This window comes from Erwinia sp. QL-Z3 (genome assembly GCF_004551645.1).
GTDB classification, from domain to species: Bacteria; Pseudomonadota; Gammaproteobacteria; order Enterobacterales; family Enterobacteriaceae; genus Erwinia; species Erwinia billingiae.
Genome location: NZ_CP037950.1, coordinates 3,372,077 through 3,398,578, shown reverse-complemented (window position 1 = coordinate 3,398,578; position 26,502 = coordinate 3,372,077). Strand labels below are relative to the sequence as shown.

The following is a 26,502-nucleotide window of genomic DNA, read 5'->3' as shown; positions in this document are numbered from 1 at the left end:
AAGCGCCCGCCTTGCTGGCGCCACACAGCCGAGACAGTAAAAGCCTGATGACCCCGGAATACCCCGCTGACGCGCTTCCTTACGTCAGCCCAGAAAACCCGTTGCTGGCCGCAGCGGCACCGTTGCTGAATGCAATTGTGCAGATCCGCCTGGCAGCCACGCATGACGACCCTGCCGGCCTGCGTCAGCAACTGGTCGATGAGATCCGCCTGTTTGAAACCCGATGTAAACAAGCCGGCCTGCCTTTTGACATGATCATTGGTGCCCGCTATTGCCTGTGCAGCGTGCTGGACGAAGCTGCGGCGCAAACCCCGTGGGGCACGCGCGGCGTCTGGTCGGGCAACGGTCTGCTGGTCACCTTCCATAATGAAAGTTGGGGTGGCGAAAAAGTCTTCCAGCTGCTTTCCCGCGTCTCGCAAAATCCCAAATTGCATCTGCCGCTGCTTGAGGTGATCCACTACTGTCTGCTGTTGGGCTATGAAGGCCGTTACCGTGGCATCGACCAGGGTAAGCTGCAGCGTGATGCGTTGCGCACCCGCCTGGCCCAGTTGATTAGCGATACCCGCGTGCAGCAGCAACCGCTGGTCGAACCCCAACCGTTATCGCCCGCCTGCCAGAACACCTTCTGGCGACCGCCGGTGCCGTTGTGGGCATGCGTTATGCTGACCGCCTTTGTGGCCTGCCTGATTTATTCCGGCCTTAACTGGCGTCTGGGGAATTCGGCGGAGCCGCTGCTGCGTGCCATCTGGCAAACGCCGCTGCCCAAGGCCGAACCGGTCAGACGCTCAAACTCGACGCAGGCGATGCTGGATTTGCGCACGCGGCTGGACGATCTGATTGTTGACCGCACGCTGGATGTTGCCGACGGCGCCAATGGCAGCAAGGTGATTATTGCGGCCGACAAGCTGTTTAACCGCGGCGGCAGTGATTTAACCCCTGCGGGTCGGGCGATCATGGTGCGCGTCGCCGCCGCCATGGACAACATCAAAGGCACGCTGCAGGTCAGCGTCTATACCGATAACCAACCGCAGCGTACCGCCCGCTTCCCGTCTAATTATGAATATTCGCTGGCCCAGGCCCATACGCTGACCTCGCTATTGCAGCAGCTGATGATCCAACCTGGCCATATGATCCGCGGTGAAGGCCGCGGTGACAGCAACCCACTGCTGCCGAACGACAGCCAGGAAAACCGGGCGCAAAACCGCCGGGTGGAAATCCTGCTTTTCCCGGCGCCTGAAGTTCAGAGCAGCAGCAAACCCGCGGGGAAATCCTGATGTCTTCTCGCCTTTATTCCCTGATTTTTAGCCGCCTGCTGTGGGGCTTTTTCGGCATCAGCGCGCTGTCGGCGGTGATCTGGATGCTTGGCCCTCAGCTGTTAATCGGCGGCAGCCACTGGCTGGAGCCGGTCATTAACCGCCAGCTGGCCATTTGCCTGTGCTTCTTCCTGTGGATTATCTTCCAGCTGATCCCCCAGCTGTATCGCGCCTGGTTTAACTCGCGCTTGCTGAATAACCTGCAGCGCAATGACAACGTCGATTATGCCGACCGGGCGATGACCGAAGAGTTGCTCAGCACCCGCTTCAGTGAAGCGGCCATGCGGCTGAAGAAAACCCAGTTTAGCGGGCGGGATCGCAAGAAAAAGCCGCGCGGCTGGCTGCAACGCGTTAATTCCCAGTATTTGTACCAGCTGCCCTGGTACATGATTGTCGGCGCGCCTGGCGCGGGTAAAACCACGGCGCTGGTGAATTCGGGTCTTGAATTCCCGCTCAGCGACAGCTTTGGCAAAACCGCGCTGCGCGGCGTTGGTGGCACCCGTCATTGCGACTGGTGGTTTACCGAAGACGCGGTGCTGCTGGATACCGCCGGGCGTTATACCCTGCAGGAAAGCCAGCGCGCGAAGGATGCCAGCGAGTGGCAGACCTTTATCACCCTACTGAAACGCTACCGCACGCGCCAGCCGATCAACGGGGTGATCATGACCGTCAGCGTCGCCGATCTGCTTAGCGACTCGGCGGAAGCGCGCTTTAATCAGGCAACGGCGCTGCGTCAGCGTATGTCCGAACTGCACCAGCAAACCGGTATCCACTTCCCGGTGTATGTGATGGTGACTAAAACGGACCTGCTGAAAGGCTTTATGAGCTATTTCGCGTCGCTGGATAAAGCGCAGCGCGATCGCATCTGGGGCTTCAGCTTCCCGTGGGAAAATAACCGCCAGAGCGAATCGGCCATCAACCAGCTGTTCGACCGCCAGTTCCGCCTGCTGACCCAACAACTGCAGGACGATCTGGCCGGCAATATGGCGCGGGAAAGTGACCTGACGCTGCGGGCCGAGTGCTTCCTGTTCCCGCAGGAGTTTGCTTCTTTACGGCCACTGCTGGCGGAATACCTCGATATTGTCTTCTCACCGGAAAATGGCGAGATGCCGTGGTCCGTGCGCGGGGTGTTCTTTACCAGCGGCACCCAGGAAGGGCTGCCGTTTGACCGTATTATGGGTGAGTTGAACAGAAAGCTGCAGCTGCCGCAGGCGTCAGGCCACTCCATTGCCAGCTGGGATTCGGTTAACCGCCATGCGCCAATCCCCGCGAACAAAGGCCAGAGCTATTTTATCCGCTCGCTGATGGATGACATGATTTTTGCCGAAAGCGGGCTGGCAGGCAGCGATCGCTCCTGGGAGCACCGCAACCGGCTGCTGCACTGGGCCGGTTATGCCTCGCTGGCACTGGCGCTGATGATTGCCACCATGCTCTGGACCACCAGCTATTATAAAAATCAGCAGTATCTGCACCAGGTGGAAAGCCGGATGATCGCGGTCGACCAGCAGGCGAAACGGCTGGCAGCCAATAACTCCGGGGATATCCTGGATCTGCTACCCTTCTTAAACAGCCTGGTGGCGTTGCCGCAAAGTGAGAGTTTCTCGGTTGAAGCGCCCCCGCTCAGCATGCGCGGCGGATTATATCGCGGTGGCCAGGTGAGCGATGCGGCCTGGGGCTTCTATCAGAACGCGTTGAAATCCCTGCTGCTGCCGCGCGTGGCGCAGAACATCACCCAGACCCTGCGGCAGGATAAAGGCGATGACAGTGAATTCAGCCGGAATGCGTTGCGCGCGTATCAGATGCTGTATCAGCCACGCAGCTATGACGGCGAATTCTTACGCGGCTGGGTGATGCAGAATCTTCAGCGCACCCTGCCGGCGAACGTCACGACCCGCCAGCTTCAGCAGCTGGACTGGCATCTGAGCCAGCTGCTGGACAGGCAGATCCAGAGTTCTCCCTTTATCCGGGACAATACGCTGATGATGAGAAAGTTAGCGCTGGATTTGGAAAATGCAGGACGACAGCCCGAAACAGGCACGGTAATTATTCCTGCGGCTGAACGTGTGGCAGCGAACGTTCACTGAATAAGGTCAGCACTATGGCAGAAAATACAGAGTTGGGATGGTACGGCAAGCTGCCTTCCACCGGTGATTTTCTTCAGCGCAGGTTGCCTGAGGCGATGGTCAACAGCTGGTCAAACTGGTTCCAGCTCGGTTTATCGCACTGGCATCACCACAGTGAGCGCAACGCTGAGCTGTTCAGCCGGGCGCCGGTATGGAATTTCGCCCTGCCCGCTACGCTGGGCGTGCAGCGGGTGCAGATTGGCTGCCTGCTGGCCTCACGCGACAGAGTGGGTCGCGCGTGGCCGCTGCTGGCGGTACAAAGCGTGCCGGTCAGCCTCTGGCATCCGGCGCAGCTGGCGGTGTCGGGCGACTGGTTTAGCCACCTCGGCCAGACTTTGCACCGTGCGGTGTCGACCAACGTCACCCCTGACGCACTCAGCCAGGCGTTACTTTCCCTGCCGCCCCTGTCGCTTCCTGACACCGGCAGATCGGACATTATGGACGTGATTGGCTACCAGGATCTTCCCTGCACGCTGGCCTGGCATGAAGTGTCACAACGCTTCAATCCCGGCCAGTACACCAGCTACTGGTGGACCAATCAGAGCGACGGCTATCCTCTGGTCAGCCATAAACACAGCGGCAACCTCACCGCACAGCTTTTTTCACAATTATTCGATCCGGCCGCCGTGGCGCAACCGGGTCGACATGGACTCTATCCTCCGATGTTTGAATAGAGTTATTTGGCCTCTGGCCCTGGCTTCAGGAAAAGCGCATGCGATTTACCATTGTTGAGAGCAGAACCGAGGCGCCCGTCACCGCCTGTGACTTTGTCGCCCCCGGCGGCACCATTGGCCGCAGCGTGGATAACGATCTGGTCCTTCCCGATGACGAACGTGCTATTTCTCGCCTGCAGGCGGTGGTGCACGTGGCCAGCAGCGGCGACTGCCGGCTGACCAGTCACGGCAGTGTGATTGCGGTGTTGCATAACCAGGCGCCGCTGGCACGCGGCAGCCAGATTGCGCTGCAACATGGCGATTTGCTGAGCATTGGCGACTATCAGATTCAGGTCAGCGATCCGGCACGGGCCAGTGAAACGCCGTTCAGCGATGTCGACCCGCTGGCCCTGTTTGGCGAGGATCACTCGCTGCCGGCCGATCCGTTGGGGATCCTGCATGAAGAAGAGCCGATTATTATCCACTCCAGCGATGCGCAGACGCCGGAACAGCTCGCGGCGCGCACCGCCCGCCAGAATGATGCCAGGCTGGGAATCGAACCGATTGGTCATGACGCGCCTTACAGCGAACGCCCGGCCAGCGACAGCAACGCCGAACGACTGCTGGCGGCGCTGATGGAAGGCATGGGTCTGGAGCACGGGGCGGGTAAACCGGCGCTGACCGAAGATCAGCTGCGGATGACCGGCAGAATGCTGAGCCTGTTTTCGCAGGGAACGGTTGCCCTGCTCTCTTCGCGCTCGATCCTCAAGCGCGGCGTGAAGGCCGAAATGACCATGATCCTCAATGAAGCCAATAACCCGTTCAAGATCCTGCCGTCGGGTAAAACCGTGCTGATGCAGATTTATCAGAGCCAGATGCCGGGCTTTATGCCGCCAGAGCAGGCGGTGCGCGATGCGCTGGTCGATTTGCAGGCGCATCAGCTGGGGATGATTGCCGGTATCCGCGCGATTATCGCCGCCATGCTGCAGTCGTTTAATCCTCAGCGGCTGGAGGATAATGCGAAACGTGATGGCGTCTTGCCAAAATTTGGTCTGCCGGGCAGCAAAAAAGCCGCGATGTGGCAAGCCTATCAACGTCATTATCAGAACACCTCAGGCGAAATTGAGGACGATTTCCATACCCTGTTTGGCGATGCATTCCTGCAGGCCTATGACATGGAAGTGAATCAGTACAAAGACTCACAAATCAGACCGGAAGATGAATGAAGATTAACACTGCCTCGACCTCAGAAATTGGCGCAAGAGAGAGCAATCAGGATGAAACGGGTGAGTACACCGGCGCGCATTCTGCCTGTTTTTTAGTCTGCGATGGTGTGGCGGGCACCGAGGGTGGTGAGATCGCCGCCCGGCTGGCCCGTGATTCGTTACTGACCGAATTTGCCGATGACCGGCCGATAAATCCGGCTGATACCGAAAAATGGGTCACCAAAGCCGACCAGGCGATCCGCCAGGCGCAGAGGAATAATCTGAATTTTAAGCGCATGAGCACCACCCTTGCCGCGCTGTTTATTGACCGCGTGCAACAACGCGCATGGTGGGCCCACGCTGGTGACAGCCGTGTTTATCACTTCCGTCGTGGCTTCATCAATACGGTGACCCGTGACCACAGTCTGGCCCAGCAAATGAAAGAGGCCGGTGTTGATAATTCCGGTATTAACAGTAATTTACTTTATAATGCGCTCGGCGCGGATGGCACGCTTCCGGTCAGCTACAGCGATGTGATCCAGCTGGAAGATGGCGATGCCTTTCTGGTCTGTACCGACGGCTTCTGGTGCAGCCTGTCGCCGCAGGAAATGGAGCAGGCGCTGCGGATGGTCAACTCGCCGGAAGAGTGGCTGGCACTGATGCAAAAAGCCATTAATCGCAGTGAAAAAAAAGACAATTTGAGTGCTGTGGCCGTTTGGGTAGGCTCGCCACAGGAAACCACCCTATTACAATCGATGGCGGATTCGGCTCGTTTTTTACCGCCGCGTGATTAACACCAAGGATCGCTATGAAATTCTGGTTGCCAGCTACTGCCACACTGTTGATAGCAACTGCCGCACAGGCTGATGATTACCGCGTGGTTTACTCTCCCAGCCTGGCGCTGGAGGTGTTTATTGATAACGTGGAGAGTAACGCGCCGCAGGACTGGTGCCAGGATAACATTCATTTGCGTATCGTCTCCGGCAAAAGCAAAGAGTCCAGCGTGCTGACCACCTTCCTGCCGCGCGTGGGCAACCTGTTGCAAAATCAGTGTGGCAAGCTGGTCGAGCTGCCGTGGCAGATGACCAACGATGCCGGATCGGTTCTGGCCACCGGAACCGCCTCGAAAGAGCAGAGCTGGCGCCCGATCGTCATCGCCGATGCCACCGCCGCCGCGACCGCCAGCAATGCCTCACCGCTGGATCTGTCACAGCCGGCCAACAGCGCACCGTTGCAGCATTTCGATCTGCCTGCCGGCTGTCATTTCCGCACCTGGTGGGACGACAAAGGCCAGTCGCTGTTTATCCCCGACAGCAAGCGGCTGACCTGTTCAACCGAAGGCTGGCTGGAAGGCCCAAGCGAACTGACCCTTTCCAGCAACGGGAAATCCGAGCCGGTGCCGGTGCAGTTCTACGAAGGCTACCCGCTGAAAAATATTCACCCTGCCTCCGGGGCGCTGGATATTGTCGCAGCCAACAATCAGCGCCTGGTGGCCGCCAAAGCCGACGCGCCTGACAGTTGGTTGCTGCTGCCGTTTAACGCCACGCAGCACGTCTGGTCGTTTGATGGCGTGATGCTGGTTAAAATGGACAAAACCCAGGCGACCGATCCCGAACAGCTGAAAACCCAGGTTGATGCACTGCGCAAGGCCTGGGCGAAAGTGATGGATCCGCAAGCGAAGATTACCGTGCTGCTGGTTGATGACCTGCATGCAGACCTGGCCGATCCGGCTATTGGCGCCTGGCGCACCGTTAACTAACTCCGGATGGATACTATGTCGGCGAACGAGAAAACCAAAACAGTCCCCAATGCGCTTCCGGCCGGGCACCGTTTTAATGAGTTTGAGATCAAGGAAGTGATTGGCGGTGGCGGCTTCGGGATCGTTTATCGTGCCTGGGATCATCTGCTTGAGCGCACCATTGCGATCAAAGAGTATCTGCCGATTTCGCTGGCCTCGCGCGGGGACGATCTGACCATCGTGCTGCGCGGTGAACGCTATCAGAAGTTATTTAACGCCGGCCTGAACAGCTTTATTCAGGAAGCCCGCCTGCTCGCCCGCTTTAATCATCCTGGCTTGCTGCACGTGCTGCGCTTCTGGGAAGAGAACGGCACCGCCTATATGGGCACGCTCTACTACAGCGGAATGACGCTGAAAGAGTGGCAGCAAGGCAGCCCGGAAAGCGTGACCGATGGCTGGATCCGCCAGCTGCTGCCGCCGTTATTCGGCGCCATTGATACTATTCATCGCGGTGGCTATTTGCACCGGGATATCTCCCTCGACAATATCCAGATTCAGGATAACCAGCTGCCGGTGCTGCTCGACTTCGGCTCGGCGCGTAAAGAAATCGGCAATCTCTCCGATGAAACCGAGATCATGCTCAAGCCTGGCTATGCGCCGATCGAGCAGTACAGCGAAGAGAGCGACAGCGAACAGGGCCCGTGGACCGATATTTACGCGCTGGGTGCGGTGCTGCATACGCTGGTGACCGGCAATCCTCCGCCGGTCAGCGTGGTGCGCTGTATTGAAGATCGCTATCAGCCGTTGACGCAGCTGCGACCGGAAGGCTTCTCGTTATCCCTGTTGAATGCCATCGACCAGTCGCTGGCGATGAAACCGCAGGATCGTCCTCAGTCTATCGACGCGCTGGCGGCGCTGATCGAGCTGCCGGTCAGCACGGTTGAGCAGCTGGTGACGGCTGTGACGCAAATCTCCGAACCGGCTCCCGAGCCGTCAGTCGAGCCGGAGCCGCTTCCAGAGCCGGTGATGATTGCCGTTAACCCGACGGCGGGCTCCGCAGAGATTGTCAGCCCGCGCAGCAGCCGTAAGCTGTCCAAACCGCTGGCGGTGTTAAGCGCGGTGGCACTGGTTGCGGTGGTGGGTCTGGTGGTGATGCTGAACCGGGGAGGCGATAAAACCGTCGAGCATCCGGCCGCGGCGGCGACGGCAGATGCCACGGCACCGGTCGCCAGTGCTGCGCCACCGGCAGCAGCACAGAACACCGGCCCGATGCTGGCAACGGTCTATCTGAAGCTGACCGCCGGTGAAACCGTGTTGCTGAACGGCACGCCGATGGACGTTAAGCCCAATAACAACGGCTATGCCTCGCTAAATCTGGCGGCGGGAAGCTATAAAATCGAAGTCCATTCCGGCACGGCGGTACACACCCAGCAGCTGGATATCAATAAAGCGGGTACCTGGCTGATTAACCCGGGCGTGTAAACGGTGGGGATCACCCCACCATATTGTTGTGGCACTCCTGCAACTCGCGTACGCGCTGAACCAGATCGGTCAGACAGTCGTCATACAAGCCCCGCTTCTTTAACTCCTGTTCAAGGGAGTAAAGATACTGCGCGTTGGTGCCCAATGGACCGCTGGCTTGTGCAATCAGCGGCGCAATGGTTTTCGGGCAGGAATCGGCCTCATACAGCGCATGCCGTGGGTCCATCACGAACGCCATTGCGGTAACCGTGCGGCCGTCTGCCAGCTTCAAATCGCACCAGGTGGGCAGATAGCAGCCGGTGACCATCTCGCGCTTCCACAGCAGCTCCAGCTCTTCATGCAGCTTATCTTCGGGCAAACGATAGGCCAGCCCGGTGGTTTCACCGCCCTCTTTCAACGCCAGCATGCGTCCCGGCTGGGTCGCCGTGCCGCGCCCGGCGGTTAAGCGCAGGCAGAATGCCCGATGCCAGCCTTCCAGCGTGCCTTCGGCAATTTCATCCGATTCGAAGATCGGGTTCCACATCAGCGAGCCGTATCCAAAAATCCACACCGGGCTATGATTGGGACGACAGGCCAGCGTAGCGGCTAATGAGGCTGCCCGTTGCTCACAGGTCCATAACAACGATTCCTCAATAGCACCAAAAGCTGTCTTACAATCCGCTTTTAACAGGAAATCTCTTGTTAACATAACCCCTCCGCCCGCCACTGCTCACTCCCTGCCACTGCGTTTTACCGTCCCTGAAATTGAATTATTATGAAACTCATGGTTTCAACGCTATCAATGACCCTATGTCATTCATCACCCGCAATCAAGTTTGAACCGCGTCACAAAAGAAAAAATTTCACTTAACTTCATCATCGGCATTATAAGAATAAACTTCAGCAGCAATGTGGCGAACAGAGGGCTTTATCCGCCTCTTTTGCTGCTGCCTGGAACAGCGCATTGCTGGTCGCCGCTAAAGTCACGCCTTTCACCGATCTTAAGGAAAAAATGTGCTTTACGCCCTGTTTAATCAGCAAAAATCCGCATAAAGCCAAATAAAGATGGGGTTAATGATGAATAAAGGCAAAATAAGCCATGCCAATACAGTATGATAGGTTGATAAAGTCATAGTTATTGGTCATTTGAGCCAAAAACATTAAAAACCTGTAAATTATGGTAAATAGTACAGGTTTAAAGTTGATAACCCGTTACAATTCCGTTGCTTGTAATATAACCACTGCCGTTCGATGCTATTATTTATGCCTGCAGGTGTTCCCTGAATTCAGGCTAACAGGACAGATAAACAAGGATAAATCAGCCTATGAGTGCCCATGAAGGCGTCAAAACACGCCATAAAGAAACATCCTTAATTCTTCCCCTCGCCGCGCTGGGTATTTTGTGGTTTTGGGGTGCCTCAAGCTCGTTTCCCATCGTTATCACCATCAACCTTATTGCCCTGTTCGCTATCCTTAGCAGCGCCTTTAGCGTGGTTCGCCATGCGGATGTGCTGGCACACCGTCTGGGAGAACCCTACGGCTCGCTGATCCTCAGCCTGTCGGTGGTGATCCTGGAAGTCAGCCTGATCTCGGCGCTGATGGCGACCGGCGATGCCGCACCGGCATTGATGCGCGACACCCTCTATTCAATCATCATGATTGTGACCTGCGGTCTGGTCGGCGCGGCGTTGCTGTTGGGCGGACGCAAGTTTGCCACCCAGTACGTTAACCTCGCCGGGGTTAAGCAGTACCTGATCGCCATTTTCCCGCTGGGTATTCTGGTGCTGGTGTTTCCCAATGCCCTGCCCGGCGGCAACTTTTCCGTCGGCCAGGCGCTGCTGATTTCGGCAATTTCTGCCGCGATGTATGGCGTGTTCCTGCTGATCCAGACCAAAACGCACCAGAGCCTGTTTGTTTACGAACATGAAGATGAGGGCGATGACCCGCACCACGGCAAGCCCTCCGCGCACTCCAACATCTGGCACTCGGGCTGGCTGATTGTGCATCTGATTGCGGTGATTGCGGTCACCAAGATGAACGCCACGCCGCTGGAGTTCTTGCTGACCACGCTGAATGCGCCAGAGCAGTTCACCGGCTTCCTGGTGGCTTTGCTGATCCTCTCCCCGGAAGGTCTGGGCGCGATTAAAGCGGTGCTGGCGAATCAGGTGCAGCGTGCCATGAACCTGTTCTTCGGTTCGGTACTGGCGACCATCTCGCTGACGGTGCCTGCGGTGACGATTATTGCTACCCTCACCGGCCAGCAGCTGATCTTCGGCCTGGAGCCGCCACAGATGGTGATGATGATTGCGGCGCTGCTGTTATGCCAAATCTCCTTCTCCACCGGCAGAACCAACGTGCTGAACGGCGCGGCGCATCTGGCGTTGTTTGTCGGCTATCTGATGACCATCATGCTGTAACGCTAAACGCAAAGCATAAAAAAACGGGGCGAAATGATTCGCCCCGTTTTTATTTGACTGACTGAAGAAGAGTTACTGCGCGCGATAGACCAGCGAGTGGCCCGCGCCGGTCAGCGTCAGCGTGTTCTGCTCAAGCTTAACGGTGGCGCCCGCGGTCAGCATTTTACCAATGGCCATTTCCCACTGGTTCAGCTTCGGATCGCTACACATCATGCGGGTAGACGCCATTTGCGGCACGCTCAGCACGTTGTCTTTCAGCGTGCCCTGACCAAAGAAGCGATTACACATTACGCCGGTGACGCGCATTTCATCACTGAAATTGATCCCCGGCTTCATGCCCTGAGGCGCGCTGATGGACTGGCCATCCACGGTGGTCAGCACAAAGTTACGGTTCGCTAAAGACGCCTGCGCGTCGTGCCGGGCAGCGCTACTGCATCCGCCCAGCACCATGGCGGCCGTTAACACGGCGAGGGTTCTTTTCATCATTCACTCCTTGTCCTGAATGTCCTTAACCGATTACTCAGTTGCTGGTATCCAGCTCCGCGAAGCTTTTAACCAGATCATCAATCGCTTTGATCTGCGCCAGGAACGGTTCCAGCTTATCCAGCGGCAGCGCCGACGGACCGTCGCATTTTGCGTTAGCCGGATCCGGGTGCGCTTCGATAAACAGACCGGCCAGGCCAACGGCCATACCGGCGCGAGCCAGTTCGGTGACCTGACCACGACGGCCGCTGGATGCGGAGCCAAACGGGTCACGGCACTGCAGCGCGTGGGTCACGTCAAAGATCACCGGGCTACCGTTAGACACCTGCTTCATCACGTTGAAGCCCAGCATATCCACGACCAGGTTGTCGTAACCAAAGTTGGCACCGCGATCGCACAGGATCACCTTGTCGTTGCCGCCTTCGGCAAACTTATCGACGATGTTACCCATCTGGCCTGGGCTGACGAACTGGGGTTTCTTAACGTTGATCACCGCGCCGGTTTTCGCCATCGCTTCAACCAGATCGGTCTGACGGGCGAGGAAAGCCGGCAGCTGGATCACGTCCACCACGTCAGCCACGGTCTGCGCCTGGCTGGCTTCATGCACATCGGTGATCACCTTCACGCCGAAGGCCGCTTTGATGTCCTGGAAAATGCGCATTCCCTCTTCCAGGCCTGGGCCACGGTAAGAGTGGATGGAAGAGCGGTTGGCCTTGTCAAACGAGGCCTTGAACACGTAGGGGATACCCAGCTTCTGGGTCACGGTGACGTAATGCTCACAGATGCGCATCGCCAGATCGCGAGATTCCAGCACGTTCATGCCACCAAACAGCACGAACGGCAGGTCGTTTGCTACCTTGATATCGCCAATGTTAACCACTTTCTGTTTCATGTCTTCGCCTTATTCTCTGTTAATGCAGCGTAATCTGTTTTTGTTCAATCGAATGGATCTGCAGCTTAATCATTTCGCTGACCGGGTCTTCTGGGCACTGTTCAACAAAGTAGGTCAGATCCGTCAAAGCCACATGTTCACACTCTAACTGGGCGAAAATCAGCCCACGGTCGCGAATTTCGTAGGGATCTTCCGGGTCCATCTGCACCAGCACCTGGCTGACCTGCAGTGCCAGCTCCATCTGCTTCTCTTCCATCAGCGCGGATTTCAGCGTATCGAGCATTTTATTCAGCACCAGCTGCGGTTCGGCTTCCTGAAGGTCGTCGTCATACAGCTCCGCGACCGGGCCAATATTGCCCTTAAGCCAGGCTTCCAGCGTATGTTCATCGAGGGTATCGCCGTTGAACGGGTTAATTAACCACATCTCTTCGTCGATCCAGTCGGCACGTAAAATCAGCTGGGTGGGGAAAATGACCGGCATCAGCGGTAACGACAGCTGACCGGCAATGTGCAGGAAAATGATGCCTAACGAGACAGCCGTTCCCTGACGGGTTCTGAGAACATTATCCAGCCACAGAGTGTCGGACAGGCGATATACGCCGCTGGCGCCGCCAAATCCCCACTGTTTCCAGAACAGCTCGATTAACTTCTCAAGCTGCATGTCCTGCTCTAACTGCTGTGGAATTGCTGCGCGGGCCTCTGCTACCAGTGCCGCTAACTGCTTATTCACGTCTTCAGCAGGGAAATCGGGGCGGATAGCTTTGGTGGCTGCTATTACCGCCTCACACAGTGGTAACACTGTGAGATCTTCAGTTGCTATCGACGTCATACACTCCCCAACAATGGCATTTTGCCACGATGATACCGCCAAATAGCCTCCCCGTCAGCCGGGGACCGCGCCATTCGGTCATTCTCTTGCGTTCATTTAGCGTTTCTGGGCATAAGTCACACGATCGTTGCCACCATAATCTTTTGCGGTGGCGACGCTGACAAAATGATTCTGCTGCAGGATCGCCCGCACTGTCTCCGCCTGCTGCCAGCCATGCTCCAGCAATAACCAGCCGCCGGGCAGCAAATAGTGCCCCGCTTCTGCTGCAATCAGCTTAATGTCCGCCAGCCCATTATCGGCGGCAATCAGGGCGCTGTCGGGCTCAAAGCGCACGTCGCCCTGCTGCAGATGTTGATCTTCAGCATCAATATACGGTGGATTGCTGACGATCAGCGTGAACTGTTCGCCGGATACCGCGCTAAACCAGTTGCTGAGCCGGAACCGTGCGTTGGTGATGCCCAGCCGCTCTGCATTGCTTTCGGCCAGCGAAACCGCGGCGGCAATGCGATCGACACCCGTCACCTGGCAATCTGGCCGCTCGGAGGCGATGGCTAACGCAATCGCACCGGTGCCGGTGCCGAGGTCAAGAACGGTACTCGCAGTTTCGGGAAGATGGGCCAGCGCCTGCTCGACCAGCAATTCGGTATCAGGACGGGGGATCAGGGTGTCGGGGGAAACGCTCAGGGACAGCGACCAGAATTCGCGCTGGCCGGTCAGATAGGCAACCGGCTCGCCGTTGGCACGGCGCGCCAGTAAATCGTCCAGCTGGCTGAGCTGTTCCGCGCTTAGTTCGCTGTCATCAAAGGCAATAATCCAGCTGCGGGATTTGCCAGTGACGAAGCCCAGCAGGATTTCGGCATCCCGCTTGGGGCTTTCGCTGCCCGCCAGGCGGGCAATCGCCGCCCGCAACCACTGGCGTACGGTCATTAGTCCTGACCGGACAGTGCGGCCAGCTGATCCGCCTGATATTCCTGCACGATAGGCTCAATCAGCATATCCAGCTTGCCCTGCATCGCTTCATCCAGACGGTAAAGCGTCAGGTTGATGCGGTGGTCGGTAATACGGCCCTGCGGGTAGTTATAGGTGCGGTTACGGTCGGAACGATCGCCGGTGCCCAGCAGGTTGCGACGGGTAGAAGCTTCTTCCTGATGCAGCCTGGCGGTTTCTGCCGCACGGATACGCGCGCCCAGCACCGACAACGCTTTCGCTTTGTTTTTATGCTGTGAACGTTCGTCCTGACACTCCACCACGATGCCGGTTGGCAGGTGGGTAATACGGATGGCCGAGTCGGTGGTGTTAACGTGCTGACCACCGGCACCGGAGGAGCGGAAGGTATCGATTTTCAGATCGCCGGCGTTGATTTCCGGCATTTCCGCTTCCGGCAGCTCGGGCATAATCGCCACGGTGCAGGCAGAAGTATGAATACGGCCCTGCGATTCGGTTTCCGGTACGCGCTGCACGCGGTGACCGCCTGATTCAAACTTCAGACGCCCGTAGGCACCGTCGCCGATCACTTTGGCAATCACTTCTTTATAGCCACCATGCTCACCGTCGTTGGTGCTCATGATTTCAATTTTCCAGCGGCGGGTTTCAGCATAACGGCTGTACATACGGAACAGATCGCCGGCGAAAATCGCGGCTTCATCGCCGCCGGTGCCGGCGCGCACTTCCAGATAACAGTTACGCTCGTCATCCGGATCTTTCGGCAACAGCAGAACCTGCAGCTCCTGCTCCAGCTGTTCGCTGGTAGCACGCGCGTCTTTTAATTCTTCCTGCGCCATGTCGCGCATTTCAGGATCGTCCAGCATCTCTTCGGCTGCGGCGATATCGTCCTGGTTCTGCTGCCAGCGACGGAAACACTGGCTCACGTCGGTCAGCTGCGCATATTCGCGTGACAGAGCACGAAAACGGTCCTGGTCGGCAATCACGCCCGCATCGCCCAGCATCGCCTCAACTTCTTCATGGCGTTCCTGCAAGGCTTCCAGTTTGGCAACAATAGAAGGCTTCATTGGTGTTGTTTTACCTTGTGTTCAATAGAGGCTAAAACGCTATTCCAGCCCGAGGCTGTCGCGTAAAATCTGCAGGCGTTCATCATCCCCATCACGGGCAGCCTGCTGAAGAGATTTGGTAGGAGCGTGGATCAAACGGTTGGTCAGCTTATGGGCCAGATCGCGCATCACTTCCTGCGGATCGGCGCCCTGTTGCAGCGCGGTAAGCGCACGGGCCTGCAGCTCTTCACGCACCTGGTCGGCCTGCGAACGGTAGTCGCGAATGGTTTCCACCGCGTTCTGCGCCCGCAGCCAGGACATAAACTCACTGCTTTCCTGCACCACAATGGTTTCGGCCTGCACGGCGGCGGCTTTACGCTGCGCCATGTTGCTTTCGATGATCGCCTGCAGGTCGTCAACGCTATAGAGATAGGCGTTCGGCAGCTTGCCGACTTCCGGCTCCACATCGCGGGGTACGGCTATGTCCACCAGTAACATGGGTTGGTTGCGGCGTTTTTTCAACGCCCGCTCCATCATGCCTTTACCGATAATCGGCAACGGGCTGGCGGTGGAACTGATAATGATGTCGGCTTCGGCCAGGCGCGCGTCGATTTCCGCCAGGCCGATCACTTCCGCCCCCACCTGATCGGCCAGAGACTGGGCACGTTCACGGGTGCGGTTGGCGATGATCAGATTTTTAACGTTGTGCTCGCGCAGATGGCGCGCGGCCAGTTCGATGGTTTCCCCGGCACCGACCAACAACACGGTGACGTCGGCCAGGGATTCAAAGATTTGTCTTGCCAGCGTACAGGCCGCAAAGGCGACCGATACGGCGCTAGCGCCAATCTCGGTTTCGGTGCGCACGCGCTTGGCCACCGAGAAGGTTTTCTGGAACATCCTTTCCAGCTCGCTGACAATCGGCTGTCCGCGATGGGAATCGGCAAAGGCTTTCTTCACCTGCCCCAGAATCTGCGGCTCCCCTAACACCAGTGAATCTAAGCCACTTGCCACGCGCATCAGATGGCTGACGGCGTCGTTATCATGGTGCCAGTAGAGGCTTTTCGCCACCTCTTCGGCACTCAAATGATGGTAGTCACATAGCCACTTAACCAACTGTTCCTGCAGGTTTTCCTGTTGCTCAACGCTTAAGTAGAGCTCGGTCCGGTTACACGTAGACAGCACCACGCCGCCCTGCACCATTGGCTGGGCCAACAGACTGCTAAGGGCTTGATCCAACGTCTCCGGGGAGAACGTCACGCGTTCACGCAGAGCAATTGGGGCCGTTTTGTGATTAATTCCGAGAGCCAGCAAGGTCATGGTGATTAGGTTGGGGTTATCCCACAGTTGATAGGGTTTTGTGAGGCGCATTCTACAAGATGCGCGAGATCAAGAAAAGCCATCGTTCACCGAAGGCTGTAACAAGATATAGTTATTATGCATCAAATAAGACAAATTGAGCATTGACGCCGTCCGCCGGTCTGGTTAGCTTGGACGGTTACTTTGGGCATGAAAGCCCTTCCGGAGTCTGAGGAGTTGACCCCTTAATGTTTACGCAGAATCGCCGCCTGATGCGGCTTCTCCCGCTTGCCGCCCTGTTATTGACCGCCTGTACCATCAATAAACCGCAAGGTCCTGGCAAGAGTATTTCCTCGCCACAATGGCAGCAGCACCAGCAAGACGTTGAAAAAATCACGCAATATCAGACCCGCGGCGCTTTTGCCTATCTTTCTGATAGCCAGAAAGTCTATGCCCGTTTTAACTGGCAGCAGACCTCCCCCGATCGCTATCGTTTGATCCTGACCAACCCGTTGGGCAGCACCGAGTTGCAGCTGGATGCCCAGGGCAGCGTGGTGCAGTTAGTCGACAACAAAGGCAAACGCTATACCAGCAATGACGCCGAGAAGATGATTTCTCAGCTGACCGGCATGGATATTCCGTTAAACAGCCTGCGTCAGTGGATGATGGGCCTGCCGGGTGATTCGTCCGATTACACGCTGGACGACCAGTATCGCCTCAAGTCAGTGAATTACAGCCGCGACGGCCAGAACTGGCAGGTGACCTATCAGGGTTATGACAGCAAGCAGAACCCGACGCTGCCGTCCAATCTTGAGCTGAAAGAAGGCAACCAGCGCATCAAACTGAAAATGGACAGCTGGATCGTTAAATGAGTGCAGGCTACGTTCCCCTGACGGCGAGCAGCCGTGAAAGCTGGCCGGCGCCCGCCAAGCTGAATTTATTTCTCTACATTACTGGCCGTCGTCCTGACGGCTACCATAATTTGCAGACGCTGTTTCAGTTTCTCGATTATGGCGACACCCTGACCATTGAAACCAACGCCAGCGGGCAGATCGGCCTGCTGACGCCGGTGGTCGGGGTAAAAGAGGAAGATAATCTGGTGGTGCGGGCGGCGAAGCTGTTGCAGCAGCAGGCTACATTGCGCGGAACGCTGCCGGCGCAGGCCGGTGCCAGCATCGCCATTGAGAAACGCCTGCCGATGGGCGGCGGGCTGGGCGGCGGCTCGTCTGATGCGGCCACGGTGCTGGTCGCGCTGAATCATCAGTGGCAAACCGGCTTCACGCTGAGCGAGCTGGCCGACTTGGGATTATCGCTGGGCGCGGACGTTCCGGTGTTCGTGGAAGGCTTCGCCGCCTTTGCCGAAGGCGTCGGCGAAAAATTGACTCCGGTGTCGCCTGCAGAAAAATGGTATCTTGTTGTCCACCCTGGCGTGAACATTTCCACACCGGCTGTTTTCACCGATCCTGAGCTGATACGCACCACGCCAGCCCGCGAAATCAGTGAGTTATTAAGTGCTGAATTCCGTAATGATTGTGAACCAGTCGTAAGAAAACGTTTTCGCGAGGTTGAACAGCTCGTTTCCTGGCTGCTAGAATACGCGCCGTCGCGCCTGACCGGGACAGGAGCTTGTGTGTTTGCTGAATTCGACACCGAGTCCGCTGCCCGCCAGGTGTTTGAGCTAACGCCGAAAGCGTGGCAGAGCTTTGTTGCGCGAGGCGTTAACGTTTCGCCGCTGCACCGCCACCTTTCGACGTTATTAGAGTGACCGTGACAGCATCGCCACGTTCCTGATGCTGCACGTAGATGACTATACCCGTATGAAACCGTCGTTACGGTATTCCGCCCAGTGCCGCTAACGATGATGTTCATTCTCTGGACGCAAAGCCTGAGGTTCTTCTCGTGCCTGATATGAAGCTTTTTGCTGGTAACGCAACACCCGAACTAGCACAACGTATTGCCAACCGCCTTTACACTAGCCTGGGCGACGCCGCCGTCGGTCGTTTCAGTGATGGTGAAGTGAGCGTACAAATTAATGAAAATGTACGCGGTGGTGATATTTTCATCATCCAGTCCACCTGTGCCCCTACCAATGACAACCTGATGGAACTGGTTGTGATGGTAGATGCCCTGCGCCGTGCATCCGCTGGCCGTATTACTGCCGTAATCCCGTATTTTGGTTATGCCCGTCAGGATCGTCGCGTACGTTCCGCTCGTGTACCCATCACGGCCAAAGTGGTTGCTGACTTTCTTTCCAGCGTAGGTGTCGATCGCGTACTGACTGTGGATCTGCATGCTGAACAGATTCAGGGCTTCTTTGACGTCCCGGTTGATAACGTATTTGGTAGCCCGATCCTGCTTGAGGATATGCTGCAGATTGGCCTGGAGAACCCGATTGTGGTTTCCCCGGACATCGGCGGTGTGGTTCGCGCCCGTGCTATTGCTAAACTGCTGAACGACACTGATATGGCGATCATCGATAAACGCCGTCCACGCGCTAACGTTTCACAGGTGATGCACATCATCGGTGACGTCGCTGGCCGTGACTGCGTGTTAGTGGATGACATGATCGACACCGGTGGGACGCTTTGCAAGGCTGCTGAAGCGCTGAAGGAGCGTGGTGCCAAGCGTGTATTCGCTTACGCCACGCACCCTATTTTCTCCGGCAATGCCGTGGAAAACCTGCGTAATTCCGTGATTGATGAAGTGGTGGTTTGCGACACCATTCCGCTGCCGGAAGAGATTAAAGCCCTGCCAAACGTGCGTACGTTGACGCTGTCTGGCATGCTCGCTGAAGCGATCCGTCGCATCAGCAATGAAGAGTCTATCTCTGCGATGTTCGAGCATTGATAGCGAAGGGACGGGTTCGCCCGTCCCTCTTTTTTTCCGGCCAATTATTCCAAATTCGTTAAGCCCTTTTATCACTTCTGGAACAACCTAAGGGTCCGCCTTCTTTCTTCCCCGGCGATTGCCTCTGTTGTCAGCCCTTCTGTACCGCCCTTTAGTCCTGATTGTCATCTCTCGCAACTATTTTTAATCATTCCCGCCAGCCAGCTCTTTTGGCCGCTATTTATTAATGATATTTTGCCTGAATGATTCCACCAGGAATAATCCTAAGATGACGCTGGACGTCTATACCCTGTTTGTTTGCGAGCTCTATGTGCTGTTTTTTCTCAGCATCATCATGGTGTTTGCATGGAAAGGCTCACAATATAATCGCGTATTGGGCTTTCAGTGCCTGGCGATGGTGATCACCATCATTGCGGTGTTCCTGAGCAGTTTGCGCAGCAACGGCAGTCTGTTTCTGCCGGTTGGCGTGGGCAATTTGCTGGTGATGCTGGCCTACAGTCTGCTGGTGATGTCGTTTCGGGCGTTTCGCGGCGCGCGCAGTGGCTGGTTATGGCTGGCCGGGCCACTGGTCTGGGTGGTTTTGTGTCAGTGGTCGACGTTTTATCACTCGATGCCGATGCGCATTCTGGCCGTCTGTCTGCTGTGTGTGATTTACACCGCCTGGATGATTATTGAGTTGCACCGTTCGCGGGCCACCTTGCCGGTGACCTACTGGCCGGCCCAGCTGCTGTTATGGATCCATCTGGTGTTCCATCTGACGCGCGCGGTGGTGGATGGCGGCATTCCCAGCCCGCTTCATGGCGCGATTGGCGGTTCGACCTTTTCGGTTTACGTCATTCTGGAGTCGATCATGATGGTGATCGGGCTGACCTTTACCATGTTGGCGATGGTCAATGAGCGCACGCAGATCAAGTATAAGAACGCCTCGTTGCTCGATCCCCTGACCGGCGTCTGGAACCGTCGCGCGTTGTTTGAGCAGGGTGAAGCGTTGGCTCGCCTGTGCGATAAAACGGCGCAGCCGCTGACAATTATGCTGTTCGATTTGGACCATTTTAAGAGCATCAACGACCGCTTTGGTCACAATCAGGGCGATCTGGTGCTGATTGATTTTTGCCGACAGGTGCAGCAATCACTGCCGGCGCAGAGTCATTTTGCGCGATTAGGCGGCGAAGAGTTTGCGGCGATTCTGGTGGCCAGCGAGCGCGATGCCTTGCGGATTGCCGAGAAGATCCGTCAGACGGTCGAGCATTCCCATCCGGAAGGGGTGAATTACACGGTGAGTATCGGTGTCGCCACCGCGCAGGGTGCCTACCATCAGATACCAACGTTAATGGTCGCCGCTGATGAAGCTTTGTATCAGGCAAAGGCATTGGGGCGAAATCGGGTGACGCGTTTTGTGGCAACCGAGGCGAATGCGCTGTCAGGCGTGGCGGGATAAGGGATGAAAACGCCTCTGAACAGAGGCGTTTTTAACGGGATTAATGGTGGCTATGCCCATCGGTGCTGCGACGGCAGCGTTTATCGTAGTGACGCACCCAGTAGTAGCGGTCCGCGACTTTTTCACGTCCGCTGATGCGCGCGCCGACCAGCCAGAGCAATGCGCCGATAAAGATGCTGAAGATTGCGCCGTGAACCATAAACTGGGGCAATTGCAGTTGCGGCAGCTGATTAAGCACGGAGTAACCGACACCAGCGACCATCACCACCAGCCCAAACACCATTAATGAATTACCGGTCAAATTGGCATGTTTACGTTTCATCATTCCCCTCCAGTTTCCAGATAAGGGCGTTGTCCTGTGCCCGGATGTCATAAGTTTATGCAATAGATGTTTAAGTTGGTGCGGGACAGATCACATTTGTTGCTAAAAGTTTGACAATTCTTTACGCACAAGCGACTGATTTCTTATAGAAAATGCATTATCACGCCAATGAACTATTGCGGAGTGTGTCACGTTTTGGTGGGGGATTTTGCGTTTTCAGCCGGGCAAAGTACACTAGCCCCCTTCTTCACCGCACTCTTCAGGAAAACAGACAAGTGAGCAGCATTAAACTGATTGTGGGCCTTGCCAATCCCGGCGCAGAGTACGCCGCCACCCGCCATAATGCCGGTGCCTGGTACGTCGATTTATTGGCACAGCGTCACAATCAAGCGTTAAAAGAAGAGAGTAAGTTTTACGGTTACACCGCGCGTTTGAATATTGGCGGCGAAGATGTCCGTTTACTGGTTCCGACGACCTTTATGAATTTAAGCGGTAAAGCGGTGGCCGCGATGGCGACCTTTTACCGGATTACGCCGGAAGAGATTCTGGTGGCGCATGATGAGTTGGATTTGCCGCCGGGCGTGGCGAAGTTCAAGCAGGGTGGCGGTCACGGCGGTCACAATGGCTTGAAGGATATCATCAGCAAGCTGGGCAACAATCTAAACTTCCACCGTTTACGGATTGGCATTGGTCATCCGGGCGATCGCAACAAGGTGGTGGGATTTGTGTTGGGCAAGCCGCAATCAGCCGAGCAGTCGTTGATTGATAATGCCATTGATGAAGCCGCGCGCTGTACTGAGGTGTGGTTGAAGGAAGATCGCTTAAAGGCGATGAACCGGTTGCACAGTTATAAGGCTGAGTAATTTCTTCGGTTGAAGGTCAAAACCGGGTCGGCGGCTCGGTGATCTTAAGGTCAAAACCGGGTTTGGTGGCTCGGTGATTTTAAGGTCAAAACCGGTGCAGTGGCTCGGCGTTACCACAGGGCGCGTTATCCGGGACGCCGTGAACCCATCCCTGGGGGCTTGGATGCCGCATCCCTGCGGCATACACCCGGCTAACGCGCCCTGTGGCACCACCCTGTAGCAATTGAGATAGTTACCCGTTCGGTGAACACACAGGTCAAAGGCTGAGATCGTTACCCGCTCGGTGAACATACAGGTTAAACGAAAGATTACTGGTCGGCTTTGCCCAATTCTTTCAGCGCCACCATCGGTAAGAAGTAGCCCTGAACGCCCCAGATTTTGCTTTCGGCCAGTTTCCCCAGTTGAATTTCACTCTGAACCCCTTCGACAATCACCCGGTTGGTGTACTGGCGGATATTGGCGATCAGGATGCTGAACCAGGGTTTGGTGACGTTATCGAGAAAGAACTGCCGATCCAACTTCACCGCTTCGAACATTTTCGACTGCAGCGCATTCAGGTTCGCGTCCCCTGCCCCTAAATCATCCAGCCACAGGATGTTGAGCTGTTCGATCAGCGTGCGCAGCAGCGGATTGTTCGGACCATCGTGCAGGTTCGGGAAATCCTCTGACAGTTTCAGACGGATAAAGGGCAAATGGCTGAGGATCTGCTGGATAAACGCCGACTGGCTGACCACTTTGGCCAGTTGGAAGTTGATTGTCAGGCAGCACAGCAAGCCGTGTTGTTGGAAATAGTCAGCGTAATGCTCAATGGTGAGCAATTGATTAAGCAAAAGGGTTTCCGGATCGAGCTGATCGACCAGCGGAGTACCCGAATCAATGTCCATTTCGCCCGGCGTCAGATCGAGTGCGATCAGTTCACCGTTCAGCGTGTGGATAGGAACACAGTTGTAATTATGTATCATGCCTTCATGCCAATGTTCAGGCGTCCTGCCAATGCTAAAAATCGTCGTACAGATAAAACATAGATGCTTATTCTGTAAAACAGCGAATCAATACGACGATTTTTAACGTTATCGGCAGGTCCAGCGGCAGCTTTACTGTTTAGTCACCCCTGGCAACAATTTTTATGCTTCTCAACCTTTCCTGAAGGTCAGGATTTTTTTACGGTATTGGAATCATTTAGATTGCCGGTTGGCCCGGCAATCATTTCATTACTCAGGCATCATTACTGGCAACTTTATAATCCGGATCGTCCAGTTCATGGCTGCAGAATGGCCCGGCCTGGCGCAACAGGCTGATGCAATCTTCGCTCAGGTGGCGCAGACGCAGGCTCTTGCCGGCCTCAAGATAGCGAGCAGTCAGCTTGTCGATCGCTTCCACCCCGCTGGAATCCATCACCCGGGTGCGGGCGAAATCGATCACCACACTGTCGGCATCCTGTTGCGGATTAAACAGTTCCTGGAAACTGGCGGTGGAACCAAAGAACAGCGGCCCTTCCAGACGGTAGGTTTTCTCACCCTCTTTTTCCGACTGCGCGATAATGGTGATGCGCGCATGCTGCCAGGCAAAGACCAGCGCCGAGATAATCACCCCGCAGATTACTGCCATTGCCAGGTCGGTGAAAATCGTCACCAGCGTTACCGCGATCATGATCACCGCATCGGCTTTCGGCATGCGTTTCAGGCGTTTAATGGAGCTCCATTCGAAGGTGTTAATGCACACCACGAACATAATGCCCGCCAGCGCCGCCACCGGCAGCAGTGCGATATAGTCCGACAGGCTAATGACAAACAGGATCAGCAGGACCGCGCCGACCAGGTTGGAGATGCGCCCGCGCCCGCCGGAGGTGAAGTTGATAATTGACTGACCGATCATCGCACAGCCGGCGAAGCTGCCGAAAAAGCCGCATATGGTGTTACCGATGCCCTGCGCCACGCACTCCTGGTTGCCGGCACCCTTTTTGCTGCCCATTTCATCCAGCACCGCCAGCGTCAGCAGCGACTCAATCAGCCCCACCAGCGCAATCACCACCGCATACGGCAGCACGATTTTCAGGGTTTCCCAGGTTAATGGCGCGGTCGGCAGATGGAAGGATGGCAGTGAACCGGAGATATTCGCCAGGTCGCCAACGCGTTTGGTATCCAGGCCAAAACCAATGGCAATCGCACTGATGACAATCAGCGCCGCCAGCGAACCGGGAATGGCTTTGGTCAGTTTTGGGAACAGCCAGACGATCAGCATCGCCAGCGCCACCAGCGCATACATCACCGGCCCCTGCCCTTTAATCATTGGGAACTGGGCCAGCATTATTACGATGGCCAGGCCGTTAACGAAGCCGTATATCGCCGGTTGCGGCACCAGACGGATAAACTTACCGAGCCGCAGTACGCCAATCGCCAGCTGGATCAGCCCGGCCAGAATGGTTGCCAGCAGCACGTACTCGTAGCCGTGCTGGGTAATCAGGCTGATCAGCACCACGATGATCGATCCGGCGGCACCGGAGATCATTCCCGGCTTACCGCCGAAGAAGGCGGTGACCAGCCCGAGAATAAAGGCGGTATGCAGACCGATGGTCGGCGACAGCCCGGCCAGCAGAGAAAATGCCGTCGCTTCCGGGATCAGCGCAACAGACACCACGGCACCGGCCAGCACGTCATTTTTGACGTCACTCGCCCTGAGCTTGCTCAGATTAAACATTAAAATTTCCAGTTATCATTATTCAGGTGAAATCCTGCACCGCGGAAGAACGGGCGCAAAGAGGCTCGTCAGAGAGACGAGTGGCGCAACAGGCGTTGCTGGCAAGGGAAGTCTTAAGGTGGCGTAAGCAGCAAGCGATGCATCTGCGGCGTTCTCCGTCAGCTGTAAAGTTAGGTCAGTATCGGGAATTGTGAGGCAGATCTCAACCCTAATCCCGAACGTCAGGGCATAAATCAACGTCATTTGCCGCATAATTCCGTGTATAATGCGCGGTAACTTTTTAGTCGTAACCAACTAATACTACCGGTGAGTCGTCTATCTCATTGGTTATCAAGCAATTAAGGTGATTCAAACATGGGATTCAAATGCGGTATTGTGGGCCTGCCAAACGTCGGGAAATCCACCCTGTTCAATGCGTTAACCAAAGCGGGCATCGAAGCAGCTAACTTCCCGTTCTGTACCATTGAGCCAAATACCGGCGTGGTGCCAATGCCTGACTCCCGTCTGGATCAGCTGGCGGCCATCGTTAAGCCACAGCGCATCCTGCCAACCACCATGGAATTCGTGGATATCGCTGGCCTGGTAAAAGGCGCGTCGAAAGGCGAAGGCCTGGGTAACCAGTTCCTGACCAACATCCGCGAAACCGAAGCGATCGGCCACGTGGTGCGTTGTTTTGAAAACGACAACATCATTCACGTGAACAACAAAGTGGACCCGGCTGACGATATTGAAACCATCAATACCGAGCTGGCGCTTTCCGACCTTGATACCTGCGAACGTGCTCTGCAGCGCGTGCAGAAGAAAGCCAAGGGCGGCGATAAAGACGCCAAAGCTGAACAGGCCGCGCTGGAAAAATGTCTGCCGCATCTGGAAAAAGCCGGCATGCTGCGCGCGTTGGATCTGAGCGACGAAGATAAAGCGGCGATCCGCTACCTGAGCTTCCTGACCCTGAAGCCAACCATGTATATCGCCAACGTGAACGAAGACGGTTTTGAAAATAACCCGTACCTCGACATCGTGCGCGCGATTGCCGAAGCGGAAGGTTCCGTCGTGGTGCCCGTATGTGCCGCCGTTGAGTCTGATATTGCCGAGCTGGAAGATGCCGACCGCGAAGAGTTTATGGCCGAGCTGGGCATTGAAGAGCCAGGCCTGAACCGCGTGATCCGCGCCGGTTACTCGCTGCTGAACCTGCAGACCTACTTCACCGCAGGCGTGAAGGAAGTGCGTGCCTGGACCATCCCGGTCGGTGCCACCGCGCCACAGGCTGCCGGTAAGATCCACACCGACTTCGAGAAAGGCTTTATCCGCGCCCAGACTATCGCCTTTGATGACTTTATCGCCTGCAAGGGTGAGCAAGGCGCGAAAGAAGCCGGCAAGATACGCTCAGAAGGTAAAGAGTACATCGTTAAAGATGGCGACGTGATGAACTTCCTGTTCAACGTCTAAATCGTTATTGTGGTCTCATGAGGTTTGATTGAATCTCATAAGAATCGCCAAAATTATAAAATCCACGCAATTGCGTGGATTTTTTTTATTTCATAGAGTCTCAAATGGTTTCGTAGAAGCGTAGTTAAAATTGAGTACGCAGGTGAGTACCTCCGACTTGAATGGACTGAGGCAGCTCAGGAACAAAAGCAGATCTTATTAAGTCCAAGCTGAATGAATTATTAAAGATTAGGCCTTATTACCTCCGCCACTCATATTTAGAGCCCCTCATGGTGTACAGGCTATGAAATAGAAACCTGGTGTAGATAAAGTCACACATCAGTAAAAAACAATTCCCAATTCATATTATTTCCATTCTCATTAATCAAGTTCATTAAGAAAAAACCTCAGAATATTGTAGGAAATTTCTTATATTTTAACGTTAGAGAAATCTCACAGTGAATATTGAAATCACAAAATAAACAGGTAAAGTATAAACATTAGTCAGGAAC

General features: G+C 55.8%; 24 protein-coding genes. 14 read left to right on the top strand and 10 right to left on the bottom strand.

Annotation, left to right across the window (positions count from 1 at the left end; translation table 11 throughout):
• Positions 1 to 47 precede the first annotated feature (47 nt).
• The 7 genes from icmH to E2F51_RS16420 are packed head-to-tail and all read left to right on the top strand — an operon-like array spanning position 48 to position 8,514.
• A complete protein-coding gene (icmH, locus tag E2F51_RS16450) occupies positions 48 to 1,274 on the top strand; it encodes a type IVB secretion system protein IcmH/DotU (protein WP_134823985.1) in 1,227 nt (408 codons plus the stop codon).
• Positions 1,274 to 3,397: a type VI secretion system membrane subunit TssM gene (gene tssM / locus E2F51_RS16445; RefSeq protein WP_134823984.1), complete on the top strand. Its 2,124-nt coding sequence runs from the start codon at positions 1,274 to 1,276 to the stop codon at positions 3,395 to 3,397. The genes icmH and tssM overlap by 1 nt, the downstream gene beginning before the upstream one ends.
• 14 nt (positions 3,398 to 3,411) lie before the next feature.
• Positions 3,412 to 4,110 (top strand): type VI secretion system-associated protein TagF, encoded by a 699-nt coding sequence (gene tagF, locus E2F51_RS16440; protein WP_013201862.1) that lies wholly within the window; start codon positions 3,412 to 3,414, stop codon positions 4,108 to 4,110.
• 38 nt (positions 4,111 to 4,148) lie between these two features.
• The gene (gene tagH, locus E2F51_RS16435; RefSeq protein ID WP_013201861.1) at positions 4,149 to 5,315 is read left to right on the top strand and encodes a type VI secretion system-associated FHA domain protein TagH; all 1,167 of its coding nucleotides are present in this window, start codon (positions 4,149 to 4,151) and stop codon (positions 5,313 to 5,315) included.
• Positions 5,312 to 6,088, top strand: a complete 777-nt coding sequence (locus tag E2F51_RS16430; RefSeq protein ID WP_134823983.1) for a PP2C family serine/threonine-protein phosphatase — start codon at positions 5,312 to 5,314, stop codon at positions 6,086 to 6,088. Before tagH ends, E2F51_RS16430 begins: the two co-directional genes overlap by 4 nt.
• A 14-nt stretch (positions 6,089 to 6,102) precedes the next feature.
• Positions 6,103 to 7,053, top strand: coding sequence for a hypothetical protein (locus tag E2F51_RS16425; protein ID WP_134823982.1), 951 nt, complete (start codon positions 6,103 to 6,105; stop codon positions 7,051 to 7,053).
• A 15-nt stretch (positions 7,054 to 7,068) separates the two neighbouring features.
• Positions 7,069 to 8,514, top strand: coding sequence for a serine/threonine-protein kinase (locus E2F51_RS16420; protein WP_134823981.1), 1,446 nt, complete (start codon positions 7,069 to 7,071; stop codon positions 8,512 to 8,514).
• 10 nt (positions 8,515 to 8,524) lie between these two features.
• Here the strand turns inward: E2F51_RS16420 and E2F51_RS16415 are convergent, their stop codons facing one another.
• Positions 8,525 to 9,202, bottom strand: coding sequence for a gamma-glutamylcyclotransferase (locus E2F51_RS16415; RefSeq protein ID WP_134823980.1), 678 nt, complete (start codon positions 9,200 to 9,202; stop codon positions 8,525 to 8,527).
• A 616-nt stretch (positions 9,203 to 9,818) separates the two neighbouring features.
• Here E2F51_RS16415 and chaA point away from each other — a divergent pair.
• Positions 9,819 to 10,910 (top strand): sodium-potassium/proton antiporter ChaA, encoded by a 1,092-nt coding sequence (gene chaA, locus E2F51_RS16410; RefSeq protein WP_134823979.1) that lies wholly within the window; start codon positions 9,819 to 9,821, stop codon positions 10,908 to 10,910.
• 72 nt (positions 10,911 to 10,982) lie between these two features.
• Here the strand turns inward: chaA and E2F51_RS16405 are convergent, their stop codons facing one another.
• The 6 genes from E2F51_RS16405 to hemA form a co-directional block, all read right to left on the bottom strand.
• On the bottom strand, positions 10,983 to 11,396 hold the full coding sequence (locus tag E2F51_RS16405; RefSeq protein ID WP_245174124.1) for an META domain-containing protein: 414 nt from the start codon (positions 11,394 to 11,396) through the stop codon (positions 10,983 to 10,985).
• 34 nt (positions 11,397 to 11,430) lie between these two features.
• The gene (kdsA, locus tag E2F51_RS16400) at positions 11,431 to 12,285 is read right to left on the bottom strand and encodes a 3-deoxy-8-phosphooctulonate synthase (protein WP_013201854.1); all 855 of its coding nucleotides are present in this window, start codon (positions 12,283 to 12,285) and stop codon (positions 11,431 to 11,433) included.
• 19 nt (positions 12,286 to 12,304) lie between these two features.
• Positions 12,305 to 13,114 carry an invasion regulator SirB1 gene (gene sirB1 / locus E2F51_RS16395; RefSeq protein WP_013201853.1) on the bottom strand — a complete coding sequence of 270 codons (810 nt, stop codon included), beginning with the start codon at positions 13,112 to 13,114 and terminating at the stop codon, positions 12,305 to 12,307.
• Between the two features lie 96 nt (positions 13,115 to 13,210).
• Positions 13,211 to 14,041 (bottom strand): peptide chain release factor N(5)-glutamine methyltransferase, encoded by an 831-nt coding sequence (prmC, locus tag E2F51_RS16390; protein ID WP_134823978.1) that lies wholly within the window; start codon positions 14,039 to 14,041, stop codon positions 13,211 to 13,213.
• On the bottom strand, positions 14,041 to 15,123 hold the full coding sequence (gene prfA, locus E2F51_RS16385; protein WP_013201851.1) for a peptide chain release factor 1: 1,083 nt from the start codon (positions 15,121 to 15,123) through the stop codon (positions 14,041 to 14,043). Before prfA ends, prmC begins: the two co-directional genes overlap by 1 nt.
• Before the next feature lie 39 nt (positions 15,124 to 15,162).
• The gene (gene hemA, locus E2F51_RS16380; RefSeq protein WP_013201850.1) at positions 15,163 to 16,419 is read right to left on the bottom strand and encodes a glutamyl-tRNA reductase; all 1,257 of its coding nucleotides are present in this window, start codon (positions 16,417 to 16,419) and stop codon (positions 15,163 to 15,165) included.
• A 227-nt stretch (positions 16,420 to 16,646) separates the two neighbouring features.
• On the opposite strand from hemA, the gene lolB reads away from it, so the two are divergent.
• The 4 genes from lolB to E2F51_RS16360 all read left to right on the top strand — a co-directional run bounded on the left by lolB (position 16,647) and on the right by E2F51_RS16360 (position 20,683).
• Positions 16,647 to 17,270, top strand: coding sequence for a lipoprotein insertase outer membrane protein LolB (gene lolB, locus E2F51_RS16375; RefSeq protein ID WP_013201849.1), 624 nt, complete (start codon positions 16,647 to 16,649; stop codon positions 17,268 to 17,270).
• A complete protein-coding gene (gene ispE, locus E2F51_RS16370; RefSeq protein WP_134823977.1) occupies positions 17,267 to 18,163 on the top strand; it encodes a 4-(cytidine 5'-diphospho)-2-C-methyl-D-erythritol kinase in 897 nt (298 codons plus the stop codon). The genes lolB and ispE overlap by 4 nt, the downstream gene beginning before the upstream one ends.
• A gap of 134 nt (positions 18,164 to 18,297) precedes the next feature.
• Positions 18,298 to 19,245: a ribose-phosphate diphosphokinase gene (prs, locus tag E2F51_RS16365; RefSeq protein ID WP_013201847.1), complete on the top strand. Its 948-nt coding sequence runs from the start codon at positions 18,298 to 18,300 to the stop codon at positions 19,243 to 19,245.
• 268 nt (positions 19,246 to 19,513) lie between these two features.
• Positions 19,514 to 20,683, top strand: coding sequence for a diguanylate cyclase (locus E2F51_RS16360; RefSeq protein WP_134823976.1), 1,170 nt, complete (start codon positions 19,514 to 19,516; stop codon positions 20,681 to 20,683).
• Between the two features lie 40 nt (positions 20,684 to 20,723).
• On the opposite strand, the gene ychH is transcribed toward E2F51_RS16360, so the two are convergent.
• Positions 20,724 to 21,005, bottom strand: coding sequence for a stress-induced protein YchH (ychH, locus tag E2F51_RS16355; RefSeq protein WP_041691986.1), 282 nt, complete (start codon positions 21,003 to 21,005; stop codon positions 20,724 to 20,726).
• A gap of 275 nt (positions 21,006 to 21,280) precedes the next feature.
• Here ychH and pth point away from each other — a divergent pair, with 275 nt between their 5' ends.
• Complete coding sequence (gene pth, locus E2F51_RS16350; protein ID WP_053143534.1) at positions 21,281 to 21,868, top strand: aminoacyl-tRNA hydrolase; 588 nt, start codon at positions 21,281 to 21,283, stop codon at positions 21,866 to 21,868.
• 308 nt (positions 21,869 to 22,176) lie between these two features.
• Here pth and E2F51_RS16345 read toward each other — a convergent pair whose 3' ends face one another.
• Together E2F51_RS16345 and E2F51_RS16340 are read right to left on the bottom strand one after the other, a co-directional pair.
• Positions 22,177 to 22,830, bottom strand: coding sequence for an EAL domain-containing protein (locus E2F51_RS16345; protein ID WP_013201843.1), 654 nt, complete (start codon positions 22,828 to 22,830; stop codon positions 22,177 to 22,179).
• 253 nt (positions 22,831 to 23,083) lie between these two features.
• A complete protein-coding gene (locus E2F51_RS16340) occupies positions 23,084 to 24,565 on the bottom strand; it encodes a SulP family inorganic anion transporter (RefSeq protein WP_134823975.1) in 1,482 nt (493 codons plus the stop codon).
• Positions 24,566 to 24,919: 354 nt separating this feature from the next.
• Between E2F51_RS16340 and ychF the strand changes: the two genes are divergently transcribed.
• Positions 24,920 to 26,011 (top strand): redox-regulated ATPase YchF, encoded by a 1,092-nt coding sequence (ychF, locus tag E2F51_RS16335; protein ID WP_134823974.1) that lies wholly within the window; start codon positions 24,920 to 24,922, stop codon positions 26,009 to 26,011.
• The last annotated feature ends 491 nt before the right edge of the window (positions 26,012 to 26,502 follow it).